Genomic DNA, 19,147 nt, shown 5'->3' on the forward strand with positions numbered 1-19,147 from the left:
GTCTAGCCGCGCCCCCGGCAGCCGCCAAGCGCGGCCGGTCGCCTGCGCCTTTCACGCGCGCTTGCGCCAGCCGGCAGGGCGCCATAACCGCAGGGCATTGCGCCCTGCTCCACGGCCCCTTCCGACCCAGGAAACCTCTGAAAAAGTACTGCGCTCGGCCTGGCGTCGTTGAAATCCCCCCCGCCGCGGGCCCGGTCAACGTGACCCGGTAAAAATGCTCATTTACCCTACGTAAACTGCGCTTTTTCGGCTGATTTCGCCTCGCCAGACCTTCGCTCGCTACCTTTTTCAGAGGCTCCCTAGAGCGGATCGTTGCGCCGCAACAGCTCGTCGGGCAGGTGTTCGATGTAATCGTCTTCGGCCGGCGGCATCTGCAGGTGATAGCCCTGCTTCTCGATGTTTTCCAGCACCTGATGGATGTCCTCACGCGCCAGCTTGCGCTCGGGGCTCAGGACGAAGTCGAAACGATGCTGCGGCGTGCCGAAAGCGGCGAGCAGTCCCTCCGGGACACGTTCCAGCGCCTCGCGCTTGTCGACGTAGAGGTACATCTCCTTGTGCGGATGCTTGTAGATCGAGCAGATGCGTTTCATCGGTTTTCTCCGGCCAGGCAGTCGAGCAGCGCCTGGCCCATCAGTTCCCGGCGCCAACCGCGCAGGGAGTCGGGCAATTGGTAGGGGCCATGGGGGTAACCGCTCTTGAGCAGGGCCTCCAGCGGCTTCTTGCGCAGCATCAGTTCGGGGGCGATATCCAGCCGTTCGGCCTCGCGCTGACCGACCGCACGCAGTTTCTTCAGCAGCGCCGACGCTTCCAGCGGCAACGGCTCGGGCACCGCCGGCGGCCAACTCTCGGGCGGCGTGGCGGCAGCGTCTGCGATCATCTTCAGCAGCAGCTGACCGTCCTGACGCAGGGTGCGCGGGTGCATGTCCTCGATTCGCGCCAGCGTGGTCAGATCCTTCGGCTGGGTACGCGCAATCGGCCACAGGGAATTCTCGCGCAGCACCCGATTGCGCGGCTGGTCGCGGCGGCGTGCCTCGCGCTCGCGCCAGGCATAGAGCACGCGCAGCACGGCAAGCTGCTGGCGAGAGAGCTTCCAGGCCAGTTTGCCGTCGCGGTAGAGCTCGTCCGGATCGACCTCACGGCCAAAGGCGAGCAGCAGCTCCGCACCGTCCTCCAGCACCCAGGCGCGCTTCTCCTCGCTCAGGCGTGCGTCCAGCGCCTCGTAGACTTCGGCAAGATGCAGGGCGTCTTCGGCGGCATAGCTCAGCTGCGTCTCGCTCAAGGGGCGCTGCAGCCAGTCGGAGCGGGTTTCGCCCTTGGGCAACTCGATGCCCAGTACCGCCTGGACCAGCCGTGAGTAGCCCATGGAGAAGCCCAGGTTCAGATAGCCGGCCGCCAGCTGGGTATCGAACAGGGGTGCCGGCAGACTGCCGGTAAGCCGCGACAGCACCTCGAGATCCTCGCTGCAGGAATGCAACACCTTGATCACCGCCGGCGCGCGCAGCACTTCGGCCAGCGCTGACCAGTCATGGATCAGCAACGGATCGATCAGATACACCCGCCCGGCGGCACACACCTGCAACAGGCCCGCCTGGGGGTAGAAGGTGTCGACCCGGACGAATTCGGTATCCAGCGCCACGAACGGCAGGCGCAGCCAGTCGTCGCAGTGCAGTGCCAGCGTCGCCTCGTCGGTGATCCAGTGAATGTCGATGGCCAAGGGGCTTCCTCCTCTCGGTCGCCCGAGCCGGGCGCCACAGTCGCTCCGGGGCAAGTGCGGCCGGTGAGCGGGCGCGCAGTATATCGTCTGCCACTCGCCGCCGGGGCGGCGGTTGCAGCCGGTGCACATCGCTGTTCAAACTGACGCGGCGCCGGCCCGCTGCAGCAGAAACCCGCTGCATGACCCGTACCGGAGCGGCTGCGCTGCCACCTCTTACCCGATTGCCCGACAGTCGACCGACCAGGAGATTTCCCATGGCCCTCGCCCAACTGCTCCAACCGCGACAGCTCGCCGAACGTCTGGGCACGGCCAAGCTGATCCTGCTCGACTGCCGCTTCGCCCTGGAAGATCCGGACCACGGCCGTCGGGCCTACGCCCAGGGGCATATTCCCGGCGCGCATTTTCTCGATCTCGCAGCGGATCTTTCCGGCATCGATACGGACGGGGAGTCCGGACGCCATCCACTGCCGTACCCGCAACAGTTGCTGCAGCGACTGCGTGCCTGCGGCTGCAGCGCCGATTCGCAGATCGTGCTCTATGACGACGGCCCCGGCGCCTTCGCCGCCCGCGCCTGGTGGCTGCTCGCCTGGCTGGGCAAGCGCGACGGGGTATGGCTGCTCGATGGCGGCTTCAAGGCCTGGCAGAGCGAGGGCCTGGCGCTGTGCGACACGATGCCTGGCGTCGCCAGCGGCACGCTCGACGGCACGCCGGACCAGCGCCTGCTGATCAACGCGGCCGAATTGCTGGAACGACTGCAGGACAGCAGCCTCTGCCTGCTGGACGCCCGCGCCGAACCGCGCTTTCGCGGCGAGGTGGAACCCATCGATCCGATCGCCGGCCATATCCCCCGCGCCCAGTGCGCGCCCTTTACCGACAATCTCGCCAGCGATGGCCGTTTCCTTGCGCCGACGGCGTTGCGCCAGCGTTTCGCCGCCCTGCTCGGCGAGCGCCGGAGCGAAGATCTGGTGGCCTACTGCGGCTCCGGCGTCACCGCCTGCCACAATCTGTTCGCCCTGTGCCTGGCCGGTTATCCGTTGGCGACCCTGTACGCAGCCTCCTGGAGCGGCTGGATCTGTGACCCGACACGCCCACTGGCCCGCGCGGACCACCCTTGATCGCCCGGCACGCACCATCAGTCAGGCAGATAAGGCAAAGCCGTTCACAGCTCGACAGTAATCCCTGCACACCCCGTTGCACGGACGCTGCGTTTTTCTCAGACTAGCGCCCATTAATCCGCCAAACGGTACCCTCGAGATGGACTTCAAGATCAAGCAAACCCTCCCCGCCCTGCTGTTCTGCCTGAGCCTGGGGCTCAATGCCCACGCCGCCGAATTCGAAGCCAACGTCTGCGAACTGGAGGACGAATGGTCCGAGCTGACCGGCGAAGAAATGGCAGCGGCGGCCGAGGCCGGCCATGCCTCGGCCCAGTACAACCTGGCCCTGGCCTACGACGAGGGTGACGACGATTTCGAGCTGGACGAGGAAAAGTCCGCCTACTGGTACGAGCAGGCTGCCAAGCAGGGCAACGCCTGCGCCCAGTACAACCTGGCGATCGCCTACGAAGAAGGCCTGGGTGTCGAGCAGGACCAGGACAAGGCCGTCTACTGGTACAAGAAATCCGCCGAACAGGGCGACAGCGATGCCCAGTTCAACCTGGCGATCTGCTACGAGGACGGCAGTGGTGTCGAGCAGGACTACGAAATTGCTCTGAGCTGGTTCCGCAAGGCGGCAGCCCAGGGTGACCCGGACGCCCTGTTTGAAGTCGGCAACTACTACGCCCAGGGGCTGACGGTGGAGGAAGACTCCGAAGAAGCCCGCCGCTGGTACCAGAAGGCGGCGATGAAAGGCCACGTCGGTGCAGCCAAGGCCCTGAAGGACCTCTAAGCAGATCGACTCGCAAGGGCGGACCCGCAAGGTTCCGCCCTTTTCTTTTGCCCGCGCCACGGACCAGCCGCGGGCACGATCCAGAAGCCTGGGCAAACACCAGGCTCAGTCCCACGCCTCATCCGCGACTGCCGCAATGCACGGGAGCCCAAGGACCCGAGGACGCCCCCCCGCAGAACTTTCCCCGCTGGAGCGACCTCCAAGTCGCGATCCAACCAGCCGGTCGCACAAGACAGGAAAACCCAGCAATCATCGATGATTGCCGCACATTGTCCGACAATCGCCAGAATATCGCGAAAGTTGATCATCTGGTCAGAGTCCGACAATCCTGCTAGGTTGCGCGCCGCTTCTTACCCCCAGCAGGAGTCGATCAATGCAGTATCCCTTTGCGAAGGGCGCCCTGGCGCTCGTCATCGCCGGCCTTTGCGGGCAGAGCATGGCCAACGGTCTGGCCATCAACGAACAGAGCGTTAGTGGCATGGGCACAGCCTTCGCCGGACGCTCGTCCTCGGCACAGGATGCCAGCACCCTCTTCGGCAACCCCGCGGGCATGTCCAAGCTCAAGCAGAGCGAAGTCAGCGCAGGCTTCGGTTACGTAATACCGAGTACCGACATCGATAACGTCAACAGCGGCGTGCGCGGCACCAGCAACGGCGACATCGCACCCAAGGCGCTGGTGCCCTTCGCCTACCTGGTCACTCCAGTGAATGAAGATCTGCACCTGGGCCTGGGCCTCTACGTGCCCTTCGGCGTGATCAGCGACAACGAGAAGAGCTTCCAGGGACGCGGCCATGGTCTCTACTCCAAGGTCCAGGTCACTACCCTGCAGCCGACCATCAGCTATCGCATCAACCCGAGCGTGTCGATCGGCTTCGGCCCGACCATCAACAAGCTCGACGGCAAGCTGACCAATATCCTCAACACCGCCCCGCTGACCGGCTCGGATACCAAGGTCAACATCGAGGGCGACGACATCGGCTACGGCTACAACGTCGGCGTACTGGTCGATCTGAATGAGCGCACCAGCTGGGGCCTGACCTACCACTCCAAGGTCGATTACAACCTCGAAGGTCGCACCAAATTCCAGGGCTCGGCTTTCAGCCTGGGCGCGCTCGGCGTGCGCAGCGAGTACGACGCCAGCCTCGACATCAGCATGCCGGAGTCGGTCGACACTTCCATCACCCATCGTCTCGACGACCAGTGGACAGTCTATCTGGGCACCACCTGGACGCGCTGGAGCCGACTGGAGGAAATCCTGGTGGAGAACGAGGGCGCCGCCGGGCGCTTTGCCGGCATCCGCGAGCAAATGAGCTGGCGCGATACCTGGTCGCATGCCATCGGCGCCGCCTACCAGCTCAATCCGCAGCTGGTTCTGCGCGCAGGCGTTGCCTACGACCAGACCCCGACCACCAACGCCCATCGCAACGTGCGTATCCCGGTCGGTGACCGCAAGATCTTCAGCCTCGGCGCCGGTTGGACGCCCAGCCCGGAACTGACCATCGATCTGGCCTATGCCTACATCCACGAGGAGAAGGTTTCGGTCAACCTGGCCGACACCGGAGCAGCGGCGCCGGGGGTGTTTCTCAAGCCGGCCTACAGCGCCGACTACCGCAACAGCGCGCACGGCATCGGCAGCCAGCTGACCTACCGCTTCTGAAATGCGCGAGCGCCGCAGGGCGCTCCTGCCTCCGGCCGCCCGCTCCCCAAGGGCGGCTCGGTTGGGGTAGACTCCGACGGCGAACAATAATTAAAACGCCGCATGAGACTTCACCATGACAGCGCTCTGTACCACCCTGCCCGAGCATATTTCCCTGCTCCTGGTCGACGACCACAAGATTTTCCTCGACGGGCTTTCTCTGGCCCTGAGCTCGCTGACCCGCGAGCTGGAAGTTCACACCGCGCAGAATGCCGAGCAAGCCGAGCAATGGCTGCAGCAGCGCGACTTCGATCTGATCCTGCTCGACCTGAAACTGCCCGACATGCCCGGCCTGGAACTGCTGCGCCGCTGGCAGGCACAGGGTCGCATGACCCCGGTGGCGATTCTCAGCGCCAGTGACTCGACCCAGGATGCCCAGGCTGCGCTGGCCGCCGGCGCGCTGGGCTTCATCCCGAAAAGCTCGGACAGCGAGGAACTGCGCCTGGCGGTCACCCGCGTACTGCTCGGCGAAAGCCTGCCGGCGCCGCAACCGACCCCCATTGCCGAGCTCACCCCGCGCCAGCAGGAGATTCTCCCGCTGCTCGCCGACGGCCTGCCGAACAAGCTGATCAGCCGACGCCTGGGTCTTTCCGAAGACACCGTGAAAACCCACCTGAAGGCGCTCTATCAGGAACTCAACGTGCACTCGCGCACCGCCTGCGTCGCCGCGGCCCGCCAACGCGGCTGGATCTGAGACTCACCGAGTCCGGCCATGCCGACCTTTCCTTCTCCCTCCGGGAGAGGGTGCCGAAGGCGGGTGAGGGAAAGTCCAGACGACTCGCCGCCAGCCCGATGCGGATGCCACACCGGGGCACCCTGCAGCCGGGGCTTCCCTCATCCGGCGCTGCGCGCCACCTTCTCCCGGCGGGAGAAGGGCAGGTACCGCGCTGACTCCCCAGGCACGCCCCCAACCGAGACCGCAAACGCTCAAGCCTGGCCTGGCACCGCCGCCTGGCTGGGCTGTCCATTCAGATGCCGGGCCAGTGCCTGGCGCAGACGCGCCGGCAGTAGCGGTTTCCCCAGCAACTGCACGCTCTGGTGCATGCAGCGTTCCTGCAGGGCGGGTGAAACGTCAGCGCTGACCAGCAATGCCGGCAGCATCGTGCCGCAGCGCTCGCGCATTGCCTCCAGCGCCTGCAGGCCGTCCAGCTCACCGCTCAGACGGTAGTCACTGATCAGCAGCTGCGGCTGCAGGTCGTCGAGCACGAGCAACGCTTCATCGAAGTTGACACAGGCCCGCACCTCGCAGCCCCAGCGTTGCAGCAGCGCCTGCAGCGCCTCGCGGCTGGCGCGATCGTCCTCCAGCAGCAGCACCCTGCCCGCCATGACCTGCTGGCGGGCAGGCTCCTCTATCGCTGCCGGCTCGGTCAACGGCAGCCGCAGAAGAAACCGCGCGCCGTGCCCTGGTGCAGAATCCAGCCTCAAGGGATGCCCGAGCAGCCTGGCCAGCTGGCGCACGATGGCCAGACCCAGGCCCAGGCCCTGGTCGGCATTGCGCCCCGGATTGTCGAGCTGACGAAACTCCTCGAAGACCAGCTCCTGTTGATCCTCGGCCAGGCCGACGCCATCGTCGCCTACCTCCAGCAGCACGTCCTCAGCGTCCTGCTCGGCGCGCAGCCAGATATGCCCGGCCTGCGCATGGCGCAGCGCGTTGCTGAGCAGGTTGCGCAACATGCGCTCGAGCAGCGCCGGGTCGCTGCGCACCCAGAGCGGCTCGTCGCATTCCACCAGCAGTCGCACGCCCGACGCGGCCGGATCTCCCTGTGCTTCGTCGCGCAGGCGCTCCAGCATGGGCAGCAGCGCGATGCTCTGGATCTGCGTCTGCACCGCACCGGTGAGTGTCAGGCGGTTGTAGTCGAGCAGCGACTGGAGCATGCGCCCAAGCTGCTCGACCGAGATATTCAGCTGCTCGCTGACCCGTTGAACCTCGGCGTCGGCTGCGCATTCCTGCAGATGCTGGGCATACAGCCCCATCGCATTGAGCGGCTGGCGCAGGTCGTGGCTGACTGCCGCCAGTTGCCGCAGCTTGCTCTGGGTCTCGGCTTCGCTGCGACGCCTCGCGATGTTCAGCAGGCGCAGGTTGATCCAGCCGCTGCGATGGGCATGCTCCTGCAGGTAGCTGCCGGTGCTGCCGATCAGGTTGACGCAGCCGAGGAACAGCAGCTGGTAGGCAAGCTGCTCGGAGTTGTTGTTGAACATCAGCCCCAACACCAGGAACAGGCCATACAGCAGCCAGCCGGAAAACATCACCGTGCGAAACGGCAGGCTGAGCACACCATGGCCGAACACCAGAAACAGCAGCAATCCCTCATAGGGCATCTGCTCGCCCTGAATGTGGCTGGCGTAGATCAGCAGTACGACAAGAATGCCGCAGACCAGATAGGCGGTGGCGAAGTACCGCTGGGCCCGCTCCGGATCGGCGTCGGGCAAGCGGTAGTAGAGCCAGGAGGCAATGATCGCCACCACGCTCAGCAGGCGCAGCGGCAACAGCCAGAGATTGACCTCGAACGGCATCACCAGCAGGTCGTGCAGGCCGTACACCAGTTGGAAGGAAACCGCCGCCAGGATCACCATCCGGGTGCCCCAGTGCCGCTGCATGAAACGAAACCGGTCGCGGGCGAACAGCTGCTCCAGGCGCCGACTGAAGCGCAGGTGATTGTGTCCACGGCGTTGCTGCGTGAGCAGCAGACGCTCGAGTTCCTCGATGCTCAATTCCATGCGCGCCACTTCATCGCGTTCAGCGCGACGCCTCGTTCTTGTTGTTGGCGAATGCATCGTAGTGTTCCACGCGCAGCAGTTCCTCGCCAGAGAACATGCTCCGACGCAATTCGGTGGCACGCGAAGCAACGTCCTGAGGGGCCAGGTCGCTGCGTCGCAACGCCGCAAGCTGGCGCCGATAGTCATGGTAGCGGGTGCGCCAGAGCCGCTCCTCGCGTTGCTCGGCGAGCATCCGCTCGACCGCGGGAGGATCGTAGTGCAGGGTCAGGAAGCCACGCATCTGCTCCTCGCTCACCCCGGCGCGCAGCAGACGATCGATCTCCGCCTGCAAGCCCAGAGCGCGGCCATGCCGGCGACCGGTTTCCCTCGCCTCGGCAGGCAGCTGCTCACGCAGTTCGTCCAGGGCACGCAGGCGCGCAGCCGGCTCCAGGTCAGCGCGCAGCTGCACGTCGAGGGTGCCGAGGATAAAGCGCGAATAGGCCTCCTCGGCGCCAAAGAAGGCCTCGACCACTGCCTCGTCCAGGTACTGCCGACGCAGACTCGCCAGCTGGCGCGCCTGCTGGCGAAGCATCTCGCGCTGGAGGTGAGGGTCGCGGGGCGGCACGTAGGGGCGATCCATCAGCACCTGGCGGGCGCGGCGATAGTCGAGATAGTCGCCCAGCAGCTGTTGCAGCTGACCGAGTGCCGGTTCGTCGAGACGGGCATCGGCGTCCTCCAGCAGCAGCGTGGTCGCGCGGTCCACCCCGGTGCGATCCGCTGCGCTGAGGAAATAGTCGAAATAATCGCGCACCCCCAGGTCGATCACCAGGTTGTGCTGCGCATCCACCTTCAGGTCTCCGTCCAGGTGACGGTAGCCCTCGGTCATCGCCGCTGGACCCTGCTCGCTGGGCGCCGCCAGGCGAGGTTTGTCGGCACTGCGCGGTGTCAGCGTGACTGCCAGCGCGCTGAACAGGCAGGCGACCGACACGCCCCAGACCAGCACGCCCGGACGCGGAATCAACCCGGCCATCCGCTGTGCGGCTGGCTATGGCTGCAGCACCGATCAAGGCTGTGCATCGAAGGGGAAACTCCTGGGTTCTGGGTGCCTGAAGCAGCGGTGGACATCCGGCAGTCTATGAAGCTGTCCCGGCCTCCCCCATCACCCAGACGAGTGAGAGGCATGGCCAGATCACTCCTCCGCGAGGCAAAGGAAAGGCCTGCTCGACCTTGCCTTTGGTCAATCCGCTGGAACAGAGGACGGCTTCACCGGTCCAGCGCAGAACAACCACCAAAAGGAGACCGAGCATGAACCGAAACGACATGCAGAGCTGCATCCAGGCCTGCAACGCCTGCGCCATCGCCTGTGAACACTGCGCCAGCGCCTGCCTGCAGGAGTCGAACGTCGAAGCGATGCGTCGCTGCATCCAGCTCGATCGCGACTGCGCCGATCTCTGCCGCATGGCTGCGGCCCTGATGGCCCGCGGCAGCGATCTGGCAGCGGACTTCTGCGGCCTGTGCGCCAAGGCCTGTCGCGCCTGCGCCGAGGAGTGCGCACAGCACCAGCACGATCACTGCCAGCAATGCGCGCAGGCCTGCCATCGTTGCGCCGAGGAGTGCGAAAGCATGGCCAGGGCCGCCTGAGCCAGGCGCCGTCTCGCGGCAGCGATGCGCGCTGCCGCTCCTTTCCCAACGCCCCTGCTGCAGGGACGCATTGCCTAACGCAGCTCATTCCTGAACCTTTGCGGCGCCCGTCATCCCCAACATCGCGACAAAGGCATAACATGCTGCCGCGTCCGGCCGGGAACACTCCCGCTGCCGCTCGGTCCAACTTCGTCGCGCCAGGGCCCTCCCTGCTGCCGCGCCCATGAGAAAAGGAACACCGCATGTTCAGGAAAATCGCCGTCACCCTCTGCGCCCTGCTGTTCGCCGGCACGCTTGCCGCCGCCGAAAACCCGCGCGTGCTCATCACCACCAGCCTTGGCGAGATCGAGGTAGAACTGGATGCGCAGAAGGCGCCGATCAGCGTGGAGAACTTCCTCGCCTATGTCGACAAGGGCTACTACGACGACACCCAGTTCCACCGCGTGATCCCCGGCTTCATGGTCCAGGGCGGCGGCTTCGACGGCAACATGGCGCAGAAGTCCACCGCCGCACCGATCCGCAACGAAGCCGACAACGGTCTGCGCAACGAACGTGGCACCCTGGCCATGGCACGGACCCAGGCGGTGCACTCGGCCACCAGCCAGTTCTTCATCAACCTCGCAGACAATGCCTTCCTCGACCACGGCGGCCGCGACTTCGGTTACGCGGTGTTCGGTCGGGTGAGCAAGGGCATGGACGTGGTCGACCAGATCGCCAAGGTGCCGACCGGCAGCCGTGCCGGCCACCAGGACGTACCGCGCCAGCCGGTGATGATCGTCTCCGCGCGCCGTCTCTGACGACACCCCGGGGCCGCTACAGCGGCCCTTCTGCCGGACCCCAGCATGCTATTTCGCCGCTTCGAAGCGCTCATCGATCCATTCAAGCCCGCCCCCGACGTCGCCCCGCCGCGCACCCTGCTGCGCTTCTACTGGCACTTCATCCGGCAGATCTGGCCGGTGTTCCTCGCCCTGATGGTGGTCGGCCTGGGCGCGGCGCTGATCGAGGTGGCGCTGTTCAGCTATCTGGGACGGATCGTCGACCTGGCACAGGACGGCGATGGCGCGACCTTCTTCCGCGAGCATGCCGGCGAGCTGGCCTGGATGGGCTGCGTGGCCCTGCTGCTGCGGCCCCTGGTCTTCGGTCTGCATGATCTGCTGGTGCACCAGTCGATCGCACCGAACCTGACCAACCTGGTGCGCTGGCAGAACCATCGCTACGTGCTGCGCCAGAGTCTTTCCTTCTTCCACAACGATTTTGCCGGGCGCATCGCCAACCGGGTGATGATGACCGCGCCCTCGCTGCGCGAGTCGGCGGTACAGGTACTCGATGCGCTCTGGCACGTACTGATCTACGCGGCCAGTGCGATCTGGCTGTTCGCCGCTGCCGACGTGCGCCTGACCCTGCCGCTGCTGGTGTGGATCTGCGCCTACGTGGCGCTGCTCTGCCACTTCGTGCCACGGGTCAAGCAGCGTTCGCTGGATGCCTCGGGCGCGCGTTCCAAGGTGATGGGGCGGATGGTCGATGGCTACACCAACATCGCCACCCTCAAGCTGTTCGCCCACACCCGCGACGAGGAAGACTACGCCCGTGGCGCCATGGCCGAGCTGCTCGAGCGAGTGCGCGCCATCACCCGCACCATCAGCGCCATGGACATGAGCATCACCGCGCTGAACGGCGTGCTGATCACCGCCACCTGCGCCCTCGCCCTCTGGCTGTGGAGCATCGGCGAAATCAGCGTCGGCTCCATCGCCCTGGCCACCGCCCTGGTGATCCGCATCAACGGCCTGGCCGAGTGGATCATGTGGGTGGTCAACGGCATCTTCGACAACATCGGCACCGTACAGGACGGCATGCAGAGCATCGTCCAGCCGCGCCTGGGCATGGACCGACCCGACGCCCAGCCGCTGAGCGTGGAGCATGGCGAGGTACGTTTCGAGCAGCTGCATTTTCACTATGGCAAGGGCAGCGGCGTGATCGAAAACCTCGAACTGGCAGTGGCTGCCGGCGAGCGTATCGGCCTGGTCGGCCCCTCCGGCGCCGGCAAGTCGACCCTGGTCAACCTGCTGCTGCGCCTGCACGACCCTGAAGCCGGACGCATCCTGGTCGACGGCCAGGACATCGCCGGCGTGACACAGGAAAGCCTGCGCGCGCAGATCGGCACCGTCACCCAGGACACCTCGCTGCTGCACCGCTCGATCCGCGAAAACCTTCTGTACGGCAAACCCGACGCCAGCGAGGAAGAGCTCTGGCAGGCCGCCCGCCAGGCACGCGCCGACCAGTTCATTCCCGACCTGGTCGACAGCGAGGGCCGTCGTGGCATGGACGCCTATGTCGGCGACCGCGGGGTCAAACTCTCCGGCGGTCAGCGTCAACGCATCGCCATTGCCCGGGTGCTGCTGAAGAACGCGCCGATCCTGATCCTCGACGAGGCCACCGCCGCGCTGGATTCGGAGGTGGAAGCAGCGATCCAGGACGCCCTCGAGCCGCTGATGCAGGGCAAGACGGTGATCGCCATCGCCCACCGGCTGTCGACCATCGCGCGCATGGATCGCCTGGTGGTGCTGGACCAGGGGCACATCGTCGAAACTGGCAGCCACGCCGAACTGCTCGCTCGCAGCGGCCTCTACGCGAGACTCTGGCAGAAGCAGACAGGCGGCTTCGTCGGGGTCTGAAGGGCAATTTCCTTCTCCCTCCGGCAGAGGGAAAAGCCGCGCCGGCTCGCAGCTCTTCAGCCCCACACCGAGCCATAGCCCCACAGCTGTCCTTCTCCCTCCGGGAGAAGGTGGCGCGCAGCGCCGGATGAGGGAGGCCTCGGCGTGCAGGCGGCCGAGCAAGGCCTGAGCCATTCGCAGGCCACGTGTCGCCCGCACCATCCCTCACCCGCCTTCGGCACCCTCTCCCGGTGGGAGAGGGAAAAGCCGTACATCCTCCAGGCCCGGCATGAAGGTCGCGCGATCTCCGGCATGCCTTTCAGTCCAGCTCGGCGCCATCGCCTTCAGCGAGCATCTCCAGCACCCGACTGCTGAGCATCTCCACCGAGAATGGCTTGGTCAGCAGCCCCATGCCGCTCTTGAGCATCCCGTCCGGCAACACGCCGTGGGCTGCGTAGCCGGTCATGAACAGCACCTTCAGGGTCGGCCGCTGCATGCGCGCCACATCGCTCATCAAGCGGCCGTTGATACCGGGCAGACCGATATCGGTCAGCAGCAGATCGATGCGTGTGGCGGATTCGAGGATCTCCAGCCCGCCAGGACCATCGGCTGCTTCGAGCGTACGGCAGCCAAGCTCGTTCAGCACCTCGACCACCAGCCGGCGCACGGCTTCCTGATCCTCCACCACCAGCACCACTTCGCCGTTGGCCCGTTGCTCGCCGGTGCTGCGCGTCACCACCGGCAGGCGCCCCTGGCGCCCATGGTGGCGTGGCAGATAGAGGCTCACCCGGGTGCCGCTGCCGACTTCCGAGTCGATGGTGACGTAGCCTTCGGACTGGCGCGCAAAGCCGTACACCATCGACAGACCCAGGCCGGTGCCCTTGCCGATGGCCTTGGTCGTATAGAAGGGTTCGAAGGCCCTCTCGATCACGTGTGCCGGCATACCGGTTCCGCTGTCGCTGACGCTCAGGCGGACGAATTCTCCGCTGACCGGCGCCGCGCTGCCCTGCAGGCTCTCGCCCTCCAGGCACAGATTGCTGGTGGCAATGCTCAGACGCCCACCCGCCGGCATGGCGTCGCGGGCATTGAGCGCCAGGTTGAGAATGGCGTTCTCCAGCTGGTTGGCATCGCAGAGCACCGACCAGAGCTCGCTGGCCGGCTGCAGCAGCAGCTCGACGTTTTCGCCAATGCTGCGCCGCAGCAGTTCTTCCATCGCCAGCAGCAGGCGATTGGCATCCGCCGGCACCGGCGCCAGCGGCTGGCGCCGGGAGAACGCCAGCAGGCGATGGGTCAGCGCCGCGGCGCGATTGGCGGAGGCGCCCGCGGCCTCGACGTAACGTTCGATATCGTCCAAACGGCCCGCTGCGATGCGCCGCTGCATCATCTCCAGCGAGCCGATCACCCCGGTGAGCATGTTGTTGAAGTCGTGGGCGATGCCACCGGTGAGCTGGCCGACCGCCTCCATCTTCTGCGACTGGCGCAATGCCTCCTGGGCAGCCTCGCGCTCGCTGGCTTCGTCACGCAGGCGCTGCAGCGCCTCGGCCAGGGCAATGGTGCGCTCGTTGACCTTGGACTCGAGCGTCTCGTTGAGGCGGCGCAGCGCCTCTTCGGCATGAATCTGGTCGCTGACATCGTTGCCTTCGACGAAGATCCCCGAGACGCTGCCGTCCGCCTCGAGGATCGGCTGATACACGAAGTGCACGTGCAACTGCTCGAGCGGCGCCAGGGGTGCTCGCTGCAGACGGATCGGCATGTTGCGGCCGACATAGGGCACGCCGCTGCGATAGACCCCGTCGAGTAGCTCGACGAAGCCCTGATTCTCCAACTCCGGCATCGCCTCGCGGACCGTCAGGCCGACCAGATGACGCGGCCCGACGATGCGCTGGAAGGCCTCGTTGGTCTGCTCGAAGACATGCTGCGGACCGCGCAGCACGCAGATGAAACCGGGCGCCTGCTGGAACAGCGCATGCAGACGGTCGCGCTCGGCGGTACGCTGCTCAACCTCCGCGGTCAGGCCCTCGTTCACCAGGCGCAGGCTCTCTGCCGCCTCCTGCTTGATCCAGGCGACTTCGGCAAGCACCTCGACCCGGCGCCGCTCGGCCTCGATGGCATCCACCCGCGCCAGGGTCGCACCGATCTGCCCGGCAACCAGGCCGATGAAGCCCAGATAGCCCAGATCACGCGGCCGGTAGGGATTCAGCCCGACCACCAGCGCGCCGTTCGGGCGCTGCAATTCGCGCCCGGCCAGGGCGACCACGGCGATCCGCTGCGGCGGCCGATCCCAGGCACCGCAAGGCAGTGGCTGCGCCGCCTCCCCCAGCGGCAGCTCGAAGGCTTCCTCGCTTTCCCACAGACGATCCAGCTGCCACTGCTGCAGCTGGAGCTCGTCCAGACTCGCCGCCGCGCAAGGATGACTGCGCTCGATGCCGCTGGCACTGGCCAGCCAGGCACTGCCGGCATCGTTGAAGACGTAGACCATGGCGAAGGGCAGGTCCTGCGGGTTCTCCCCCAGGGTATCGGCGATCGCCTGGAACAGCGCCGAACGCGACTCGGCCTTGCCCAGGTTGGACGCCAGTCGACTGAGAGTCGCCAGGCGGCGTTCGTTGATCACCCGCTCGGTGTCATCGGCCTGGTAACAGAGCACACCGGCCACCCCGCCCTTCTCGTCGAACAGCGGGTTGCAGGAGATGTTGTGGTAGGTCTCCTCGGCATAACCGCCACGGGTGAGGATCAGCGCCAGCGACGGGTCCCAGGTACCGCGTCCGCTCTCGCGCACCTTGCGCACATGGCCGTGCAGGGGACTGCCGGCAGCGACCAGGACTTCCGCCAGCGGCCGGCCGAGCACGTGAGGATGACGCTCGCCCATGGTTCCGCGGCAGCCATCGTTGTAGAACAGACGGGTGTCTTCGCCCCAGCCGACCCACATCGGCGCCCGCGACACCAGCATGATCCGCAAGGCATGGCGCAACGCTTCCGGCCAGCCGGTGGGGGGACCCAACGGGTCCTGGCTCCAATCGCGACCGCGCAGATGGCGGGCCACCTCGCTGTCGCCGGGAAACACGCTGTAGAGGGGATCGGGTGAAGAAGCTTGATTCAAGGGCGGACCCCGGCGGACTGGCCAGAAATACGAAGGTTCCTCCGTGCCACGCGGGCGCCCGCGACAGCCGTCCGGACGCGCCATCAGGTCACGTTACTGCCACCCCGGTGCGAATGGCGGCAAGCATACCCGAGAGTCGCTGCGCATGATGCAGGTTCGCGCACAAGCACCGCTCGCGACCCGGCGGCGACGCACGGCCGGAACCGATTGCCCCTGGCCGCGCCCTAAACCCCACATACAGTCGCAACGAGAGCCCTGTCCGGCATGCGAGCCCAGACCTTCACCCCACCGTTTTTTGCCACCCACGCCAACGTTTTCCAGCAAGGCCAGCTGCGCAGTCTGTACAACGCGCTGCTGGAGCAGCCGCTGAGCGATGAGCTGCGCGCCCAGGCCGCAGACTTTCTCGACCGCCAGCTGCAGGAGCTGCAGGCGCAGACTGACAACTGCGACCTCCCCCAGGACCCGGCCCACTGGCAGGCCTGGCTGGAACAGCGCAACGCCAGCGTCGGCGAAGCCTTCCAGGAATATCGCCAGCAGCGCCAGACCGGCGCCCCGCGGCGTTACTTCCGCCACCGCGCCCACGCCCTGCACTTTCTGCGCAGCGTGGCGCCGACCAAGCTGGTCGACGGTTCCTGGCTGCATGGTCTGTTGCGGCACTGGCGTGATCCGGCCTATGCCGGCCTGATCCGCATCTACCTGGAAGAACTGGGCGGTGGTCGCCCGGACAAGAACCATGTGCGGCTCTATCGTCAGCTACTCGCCAGCCAGGACTGCGCCGACCAGCAGGATCTCGACGACGCCTGCTACCAGCAAGGCGCCATCCAGCTGGCATTGGGCTGGCTGGCGGACGACTACCTGCCCGAGCTGATCGGCTTCAATCTGGGCTACGAGCAGCTGCCACTGCACCTGCCGATCAGCGCCTTCGAGCTGGCCGAGCTTGGCCTGGACCCCTACTACTTCACCCTGCACGTCACCGTCGACAACGCCGCCAGCGGCCACGCGCGCATGGCACTGGAAAGCATCCGCGGTCTGATTCCAGCCGGCAGCGACGCACAGGCATTCATGCGCCGGCTGCGCCTGGGCTATCGCCTGAACGATCAGGGACCCGGCACTCTGGACGCCATCAGGGCGTTCGACCCGCAGCAGTCGCTGATCGACATGCTGACGCGCAAGGCCGAGGTCGGCCGACACCTGCATGCCGACTACTGTCAGATCGAAGGCCGCACGGTCAATCAGTGGCTGAGCGAGCCCGGCGGGATCGCCGGCTTCCTCGACGCCCTGCAGCGCCGCGGCTGGATTCGCCGTGGCGAGCAGGCCAGCCATAGCCGCTTCTGGGGTCTGATCGAAGGCGAGCGGGCACAGATGTTCGGGGTGTTCAACGGCTATGAGCGGCAGTTGCTGCGTGACTGGATCGAGACACCGGCGGACGCCGACAGCGCCGTTAAAGGCAGCAACGGGCGACGCCGGCCCAGACCACAGTACTCCACCGCAAACGTCGAGGCTCCGGAAGATCGCGACAGCCAGTTGCTGGCGTTGCGCCTGAAGCAGCTGCCCACGCCGGCCGCACGGATCGATGAACTGCTCGGCTGGATGACCCCGGCCCGCCACCACCACCCCGCCGGACTGCTCGCCACCCGTGAGTTCTGTCGCCTGCTGGAGATACCGGCATGAACGCTCCGCTACGCACCGAAGCCCTTCGCCAACAGGCCCTGCTCGCATTGCTGCGCTATCTGCAGGATCAGGGCTACGACTTCATCACCCCCACCCCGGCCACCCACGCCCGGGTCCTCGCGCGGCCGACGCCCGGCCGCTGCGGTAGCGATCTGCGCGACGCCTTCGGCTGGAACCGCCCGTTCCCGGCGGCTCTGCTGCCGCAAGCATTGCTGCAACAGCTGCAGGCGGTGGGAATGGTCTACGGCGAAGGTGCGTTGCGCCGCAGCAGCGTGCGGGTCGCCAGCCTGGGTGAAAACCTGTTGCTGCACTCCGCCTTCCCCACCGAGGCTGAGGATGCAGTGTTCTTCGGGCCGGACAGCTATCGCTTCGTGGCGGCGATCGAGGCGCACCTGCAGCAACGCGAGGCGCCGCTGCAACGCGCACTGGACATAGGTTGCGGCGCCGGGCCCGGCGCCCTGTGCATCGCCCGCCATGCGCCGCAGACCGAAGTACTGGGTGTCGACATCAACCCGGCGGCGCTGGAACTGGCACGCCTGAACGCGGCGTTCGCCGGCGCCGACCACCTGCAGCTGTGCGAGAGCGACCTGTTCGGCGCCCTGCAGGGCGACTTCGACCTGATCGTCGCCAATCCGCCCTATCTGCTCGATCCGAATCAGCGCACCTACCGTCACGGCGGCGGCCAGCTCGGTCTGGGTCTGTCCCTGCAGATCGTCGAAGCCGCGCTACCGCGCCTGAGTCCGGGCGGTAGTCTGCTGCTGTACACCGGCGTCGCCATGCGCGACGGCGAAGACCCGCTGCTCAGCAGCCTGGGGCCTGCGCTGCAAGGCAATGGCGCCTGCTGGCGCTACCGCGAAGTCGATCCGGACGTATTCGGCGAGGAACTGGAGGTGCCGGCCTACGCCGACGTGGAACGAATTGCCGCCGTGGTGCTGGAAGTACGCCGCGCCCCTCAGGCGCCTTCGTTGCGCCTGTAAGGCAGTGCCTCGCGCGCCTGCTCGGCGTAGGCGCGTACACCCGCTCCTTCGGCGGCGAGGAAATCGGCCACCGCCGCGCGCAGACCGGGATGCGCCAGCCAGTGCCAGGAGCGCGTCAGCACCGGCTCGAAGCCGCGCAGCAGCTTGTGCTCGCCCTGGGCGCCGGCATCGAAACGCCGCAAGCCCAGCTCCAGCGCCTGCTCGATACCCTGGTAGAAGCAGGTCTCGAAATGCAGCCGGTCGAATTCTCCCAGGCAACCCCAGTAGCGTCCGTACAGGCAATCCTCGTCGAGCAGGGAGAAGGTCATCGCCACTGGCTGACCGGCGCGCCGGGCGAACACCAGCTGCAGCGCCTGCGGCATGCGTTCGGCGAGCAGGCTGAAGAACTCCCGCGTCAGGTACGGCAGGCGTCCGCGGACCCGATAGGTATTGGCGTAACAGGCATAGACGAAGTCCCATTCCAGCTCGCTGAGCTGGTCGCCGCGCCGACGCTCGAAGTCGATGCCGAGCCCCGCCACCTGCTCGCGCTCCTTGCGCATCTGCTTGCGCTTGCGCGAACTGAGCGCATCGAGAAAGTCCTGGAAGTCGCGATAGCCGCGATCGAACCAGTGGAACTGGCAACCGAGGCGTTCCAGCCAACCTTCGCGACCCTGCAGCAGGGCATCACTTGGCCCATCGGTGAAGTTCACATGGATGCCCGACAGCCCTTCGCCCAGCGCCTGCCTGGGCAGCGCATCGAGCAGGGCCGCGCAGGCCCGGGCATCGCCCAGCAGTCGCGGCCCCTGCACCGGACTGAAGGGCACGCCACCCAGCAGCTTGGGGTAATAGCCGATACCGGCTCGCTGGCAGGCCTCGGCCCAGGCCATGTCGAAGACGTACTCGCCGAACGAATGCTGCTTCACGTACGCCGGCATCGCGGCCACCAGGCGACCACTGTCATCGCGCCAGAGCCGGTGCGCAGGCAGCCAGCCGCTGTCACCGCCGACGCTGCCGCTGTCCTCCAGGCTGGACAGGAAGGCGTGGCTGAGGAATGGCTGCGCGCTACCTGCCAGCGCATCCCAGTCGGTCGCGACGACCTCGGCCAGTGATCCGCATCGGACCAGCGCAGCACTCATCGAC

General features: G+C 66.4%; 15 protein-coding genes. 9 read left to right on the forward strand and 6 right to left on the reverse strand.

Annotated elements, in window-relative coordinates:
• Positions 1-299 precede the first annotated feature (299 nt).
• Together DBO85_RS05265 and rnd are read right to left on the reverse strand one after the other, a co-directional pair.
• Positions 300-590, reverse strand: coding sequence for a YcgL domain-containing protein (locus DBO85_RS05265; RefSeq protein WP_108105979.1), 291 nt, complete (start codon positions 588-590; stop codon positions 300-302).
• Positions 587-1,714, reverse strand: coding sequence for a ribonuclease D (rnd, locus tag DBO85_RS05270; RefSeq protein ID WP_108105981.1), 1,128 nt, complete (start codon positions 1,712-1,714; stop codon positions 587-589). Before rnd ends, DBO85_RS05265 begins: the two co-directional genes overlap by 4 nt.
• A gap of 254 nt (positions 1,715-1,968) precedes the next feature.
• Here rnd and DBO85_RS05275 point away from each other — a divergent pair, with 254 nt between their 5' ends.
• From DBO85_RS05275 to DBO85_RS05290, 4 genes are all read left to right on the forward strand, one after another.
• Positions 1,969-2,829: a sulfurtransferase gene (locus DBO85_RS05275; protein WP_108105983.1), complete on the forward strand. Its 861-nt coding sequence runs from the start codon at positions 1,969-1,971 to the stop codon at positions 2,827-2,829.
• Positions 2,830-2,968: 139 nt separating this feature from the next.
• Positions 2,969-3,598, forward strand: a complete 630-nt coding sequence (locus DBO85_RS05280; RefSeq protein WP_108105985.1) for a tetratricopeptide repeat protein — start codon at positions 2,969-2,971, stop codon at positions 3,596-3,598.
• A gap of 373 nt (positions 3,599-3,971) precedes the next feature.
• Positions 3,972-5,255 (forward strand): TonB-dependent receptor domain-containing protein, encoded by a 1,284-nt coding sequence (locus DBO85_RS05285; protein ID WP_108105987.1) that lies wholly within the window; start codon positions 3,972-3,974, stop codon positions 5,253-5,255.
• Positions 5,256-5,370: 115 nt separating this feature from the next.
• Positions 5,371-5,988 carry a response regulator transcription factor gene (locus DBO85_RS05290; RefSeq protein ID WP_108105989.1) on the forward strand — a complete coding sequence of 206 codons (618 nt, stop codon included), beginning with the start codon at positions 5,371-5,373 and terminating at the stop codon, positions 5,986-5,988.
• A 233-nt stretch (positions 5,989-6,221) separates the two neighbouring features.
• Here DBO85_RS05290 and DBO85_RS05295 read toward each other — a convergent pair whose 3' ends face one another.
• On the reverse strand, positions 6,222-8,012 hold the full coding sequence (locus DBO85_RS05295; protein ID WP_233356555.1) for a hybrid sensor histidine kinase/response regulator: 1,791 nt from the start codon (positions 8,010-8,012) through the stop codon (positions 6,222-6,224).
• Between the two features lie 19 nt (positions 8,013-8,031).
• Entirely contained in the window at positions 8,032-9,012 is a 981-nt protein-coding gene (locus tag DBO85_RS05300) for a lipase secretion chaperone (RefSeq protein ID WP_158268874.1), read from the reverse strand.
• A 284-nt stretch (positions 9,013-9,296) separates the two neighbouring features.
• Here DBO85_RS05300 and DBO85_RS05305 point away from each other — a divergent pair, with 284 nt between their 5' ends.
• From DBO85_RS05305 to DBO85_RS05315, 3 genes are all read left to right on the forward strand, one after another.
• Positions 9,297-9,632, forward strand: coding sequence for a four-helix bundle copper-binding protein (locus DBO85_RS05305; RefSeq protein WP_108105993.1), 336 nt, complete (start codon positions 9,297-9,299; stop codon positions 9,630-9,632).
• A gap of 242 nt (positions 9,633-9,874) precedes the next feature.
• A complete protein-coding gene (locus tag DBO85_RS05310) occupies positions 9,875-10,429 on the forward strand; it encodes a peptidylprolyl isomerase (protein ID WP_108105995.1) in 555 nt (184 codons plus the stop codon).
• A 45-nt stretch (positions 10,430-10,474) separates the two neighbouring features.
• Complete coding sequence (locus DBO85_RS05315) at positions 10,475-12,304, forward strand: ABC transporter ATP-binding protein (RefSeq protein WP_108105997.1); 1,830 nt, start codon at positions 10,475-10,477, stop codon at positions 12,302-12,304.
• 298 nt (positions 12,305-12,602) lie between these two features.
• On the opposite strand, the gene DBO85_RS05320 is transcribed toward DBO85_RS05315, so the two are convergent.
• Entirely contained in the window at positions 12,603-15,380 is a 2,778-nt protein-coding gene (locus tag DBO85_RS05320) for an ATP-binding protein (RefSeq protein ID WP_199286987.1), read from the reverse strand.
• A gap of 264 nt (positions 15,381-15,644) precedes the next feature.
• Between DBO85_RS05320 and DBO85_RS05325 the strand changes: the two genes are divergently transcribed.
• Both DBO85_RS05325 and DBO85_RS05330 read left to right on the forward strand, forming a co-directional pair.
• A complete protein-coding gene (locus tag DBO85_RS05325; protein WP_108106001.1) occupies positions 15,645-17,051 on the forward strand; it encodes an iron-containing redox enzyme family protein in 1,407 nt (468 codons plus the stop codon).
• Entirely contained in the window at positions 17,048-18,028 is a 981-nt protein-coding gene (locus tag DBO85_RS05330) for a methyltransferase (protein ID WP_108106003.1), read from the forward strand. Before DBO85_RS05325 ends, DBO85_RS05330 begins: the two co-directional genes overlap by 4 nt.
• Here DBO85_RS05330 and DBO85_RS05335 read toward each other — a convergent pair.
• Positions 18,004-19,143 carry a GNAT family N-acetyltransferase gene (locus tag DBO85_RS05335; protein ID WP_108106005.1) on the reverse strand — a complete coding sequence of 380 codons (1,140 nt, stop codon included), beginning with the start codon at positions 19,141-19,143 and terminating at the stop codon, positions 18,004-18,006. The genes DBO85_RS05330 and DBO85_RS05335 overlap by 25 nt on opposite strands.
• Positions 19,144-19,147 lie beyond the last annotated feature (4 nt).

The organism is Pseudomonas mangrovi, assembly GCF_003052585.1.
GTDB lineage: Bacteria > Pseudomonadota > Gammaproteobacteria > Pseudomonadales > Pseudomonadaceae > Aquipseudomonas > Aquipseudomonas mangrovi.

Bases quoted from the DNA above. Each gene is read 5' to 3' on its own strand.
- DBO85_RS05280 (WP_108105985.1), top strand. From the start codon at position 2,969: ATGGACTTCAAGATCAAGCAAACCCTCCCCGCCCTGCTGTTCTGCCTG.
- DBO85_RS05325 (WP_108106001.1), top strand. From the start codon at position 15,645: ATGCGAGCCCAGACCTTCACCCCACCGTTTTTTGCCACCCACGCCAAC.
- DBO85_RS05330 (WP_108106003.1), top strand. From the start codon at position 17,048: ATGAACGCTCCGCTACGCACCGAAGCCCTTCGCCAACAGGCCCTGCTC.
- DBO85_RS05285 (WP_108105987.1), top strand. From the start codon at position 3,972: ATGCAGTATCCCTTTGCGAAGGGCGCCCTGGCGCTCGTCATCGCCGGC.
- DBO85_RS05315 (WP_108105997.1), top strand. From the start codon at position 10,475: ATGCTATTTCGCCGCTTCGAAGCGCTCATCGATCCATTCAAGCCCGCC.
- DBO85_RS05290 (WP_108105989.1), top strand. From the start codon at position 5,371: ATGACAGCGCTCTGTACCACCCTGCCCGAGCATATTTCCCTGCTCCTG.
- DBO85_RS05310 (WP_108105995.1), top strand. From the start codon at position 9,875: ATGTTCAGGAAAATCGCCGTCACCCTCTGCGCCCTGCTGTTCGCCGGC.
- DBO85_RS05335 (WP_108106005.1), bottom strand. From the start codon at position 19,143: ATGAGTGCTGCGCTGGTCCGATGCGGATCACTGGCCGAGGTCGTCGCG.
- DBO85_RS05295 (WP_233356555.1), bottom strand. From the start codon at position 8,012: ATGGAATTGAGCATCGAGGAACTCGAGCGTCTGCTGCTCACGCAGCAA.
- DBO85_RS05265 (WP_108105979.1), bottom strand. From the start codon at position 590: ATGAAACGCATCTGCTCGATCTACAAGCATCCGCACAAGGAGATGTAC.
- DBO85_RS05275 (WP_108105983.1), top strand. From the start codon at position 1,969: ATGGCCCTCGCCCAACTGCTCCAACCGCGACAGCTCGCCGAACGTCTG.
- DBO85_RS05305 (WP_108105993.1), top strand. From the start codon at position 9,297: ATGAACCGAAACGACATGCAGAGCTGCATCCAGGCCTGCAACGCCTGC.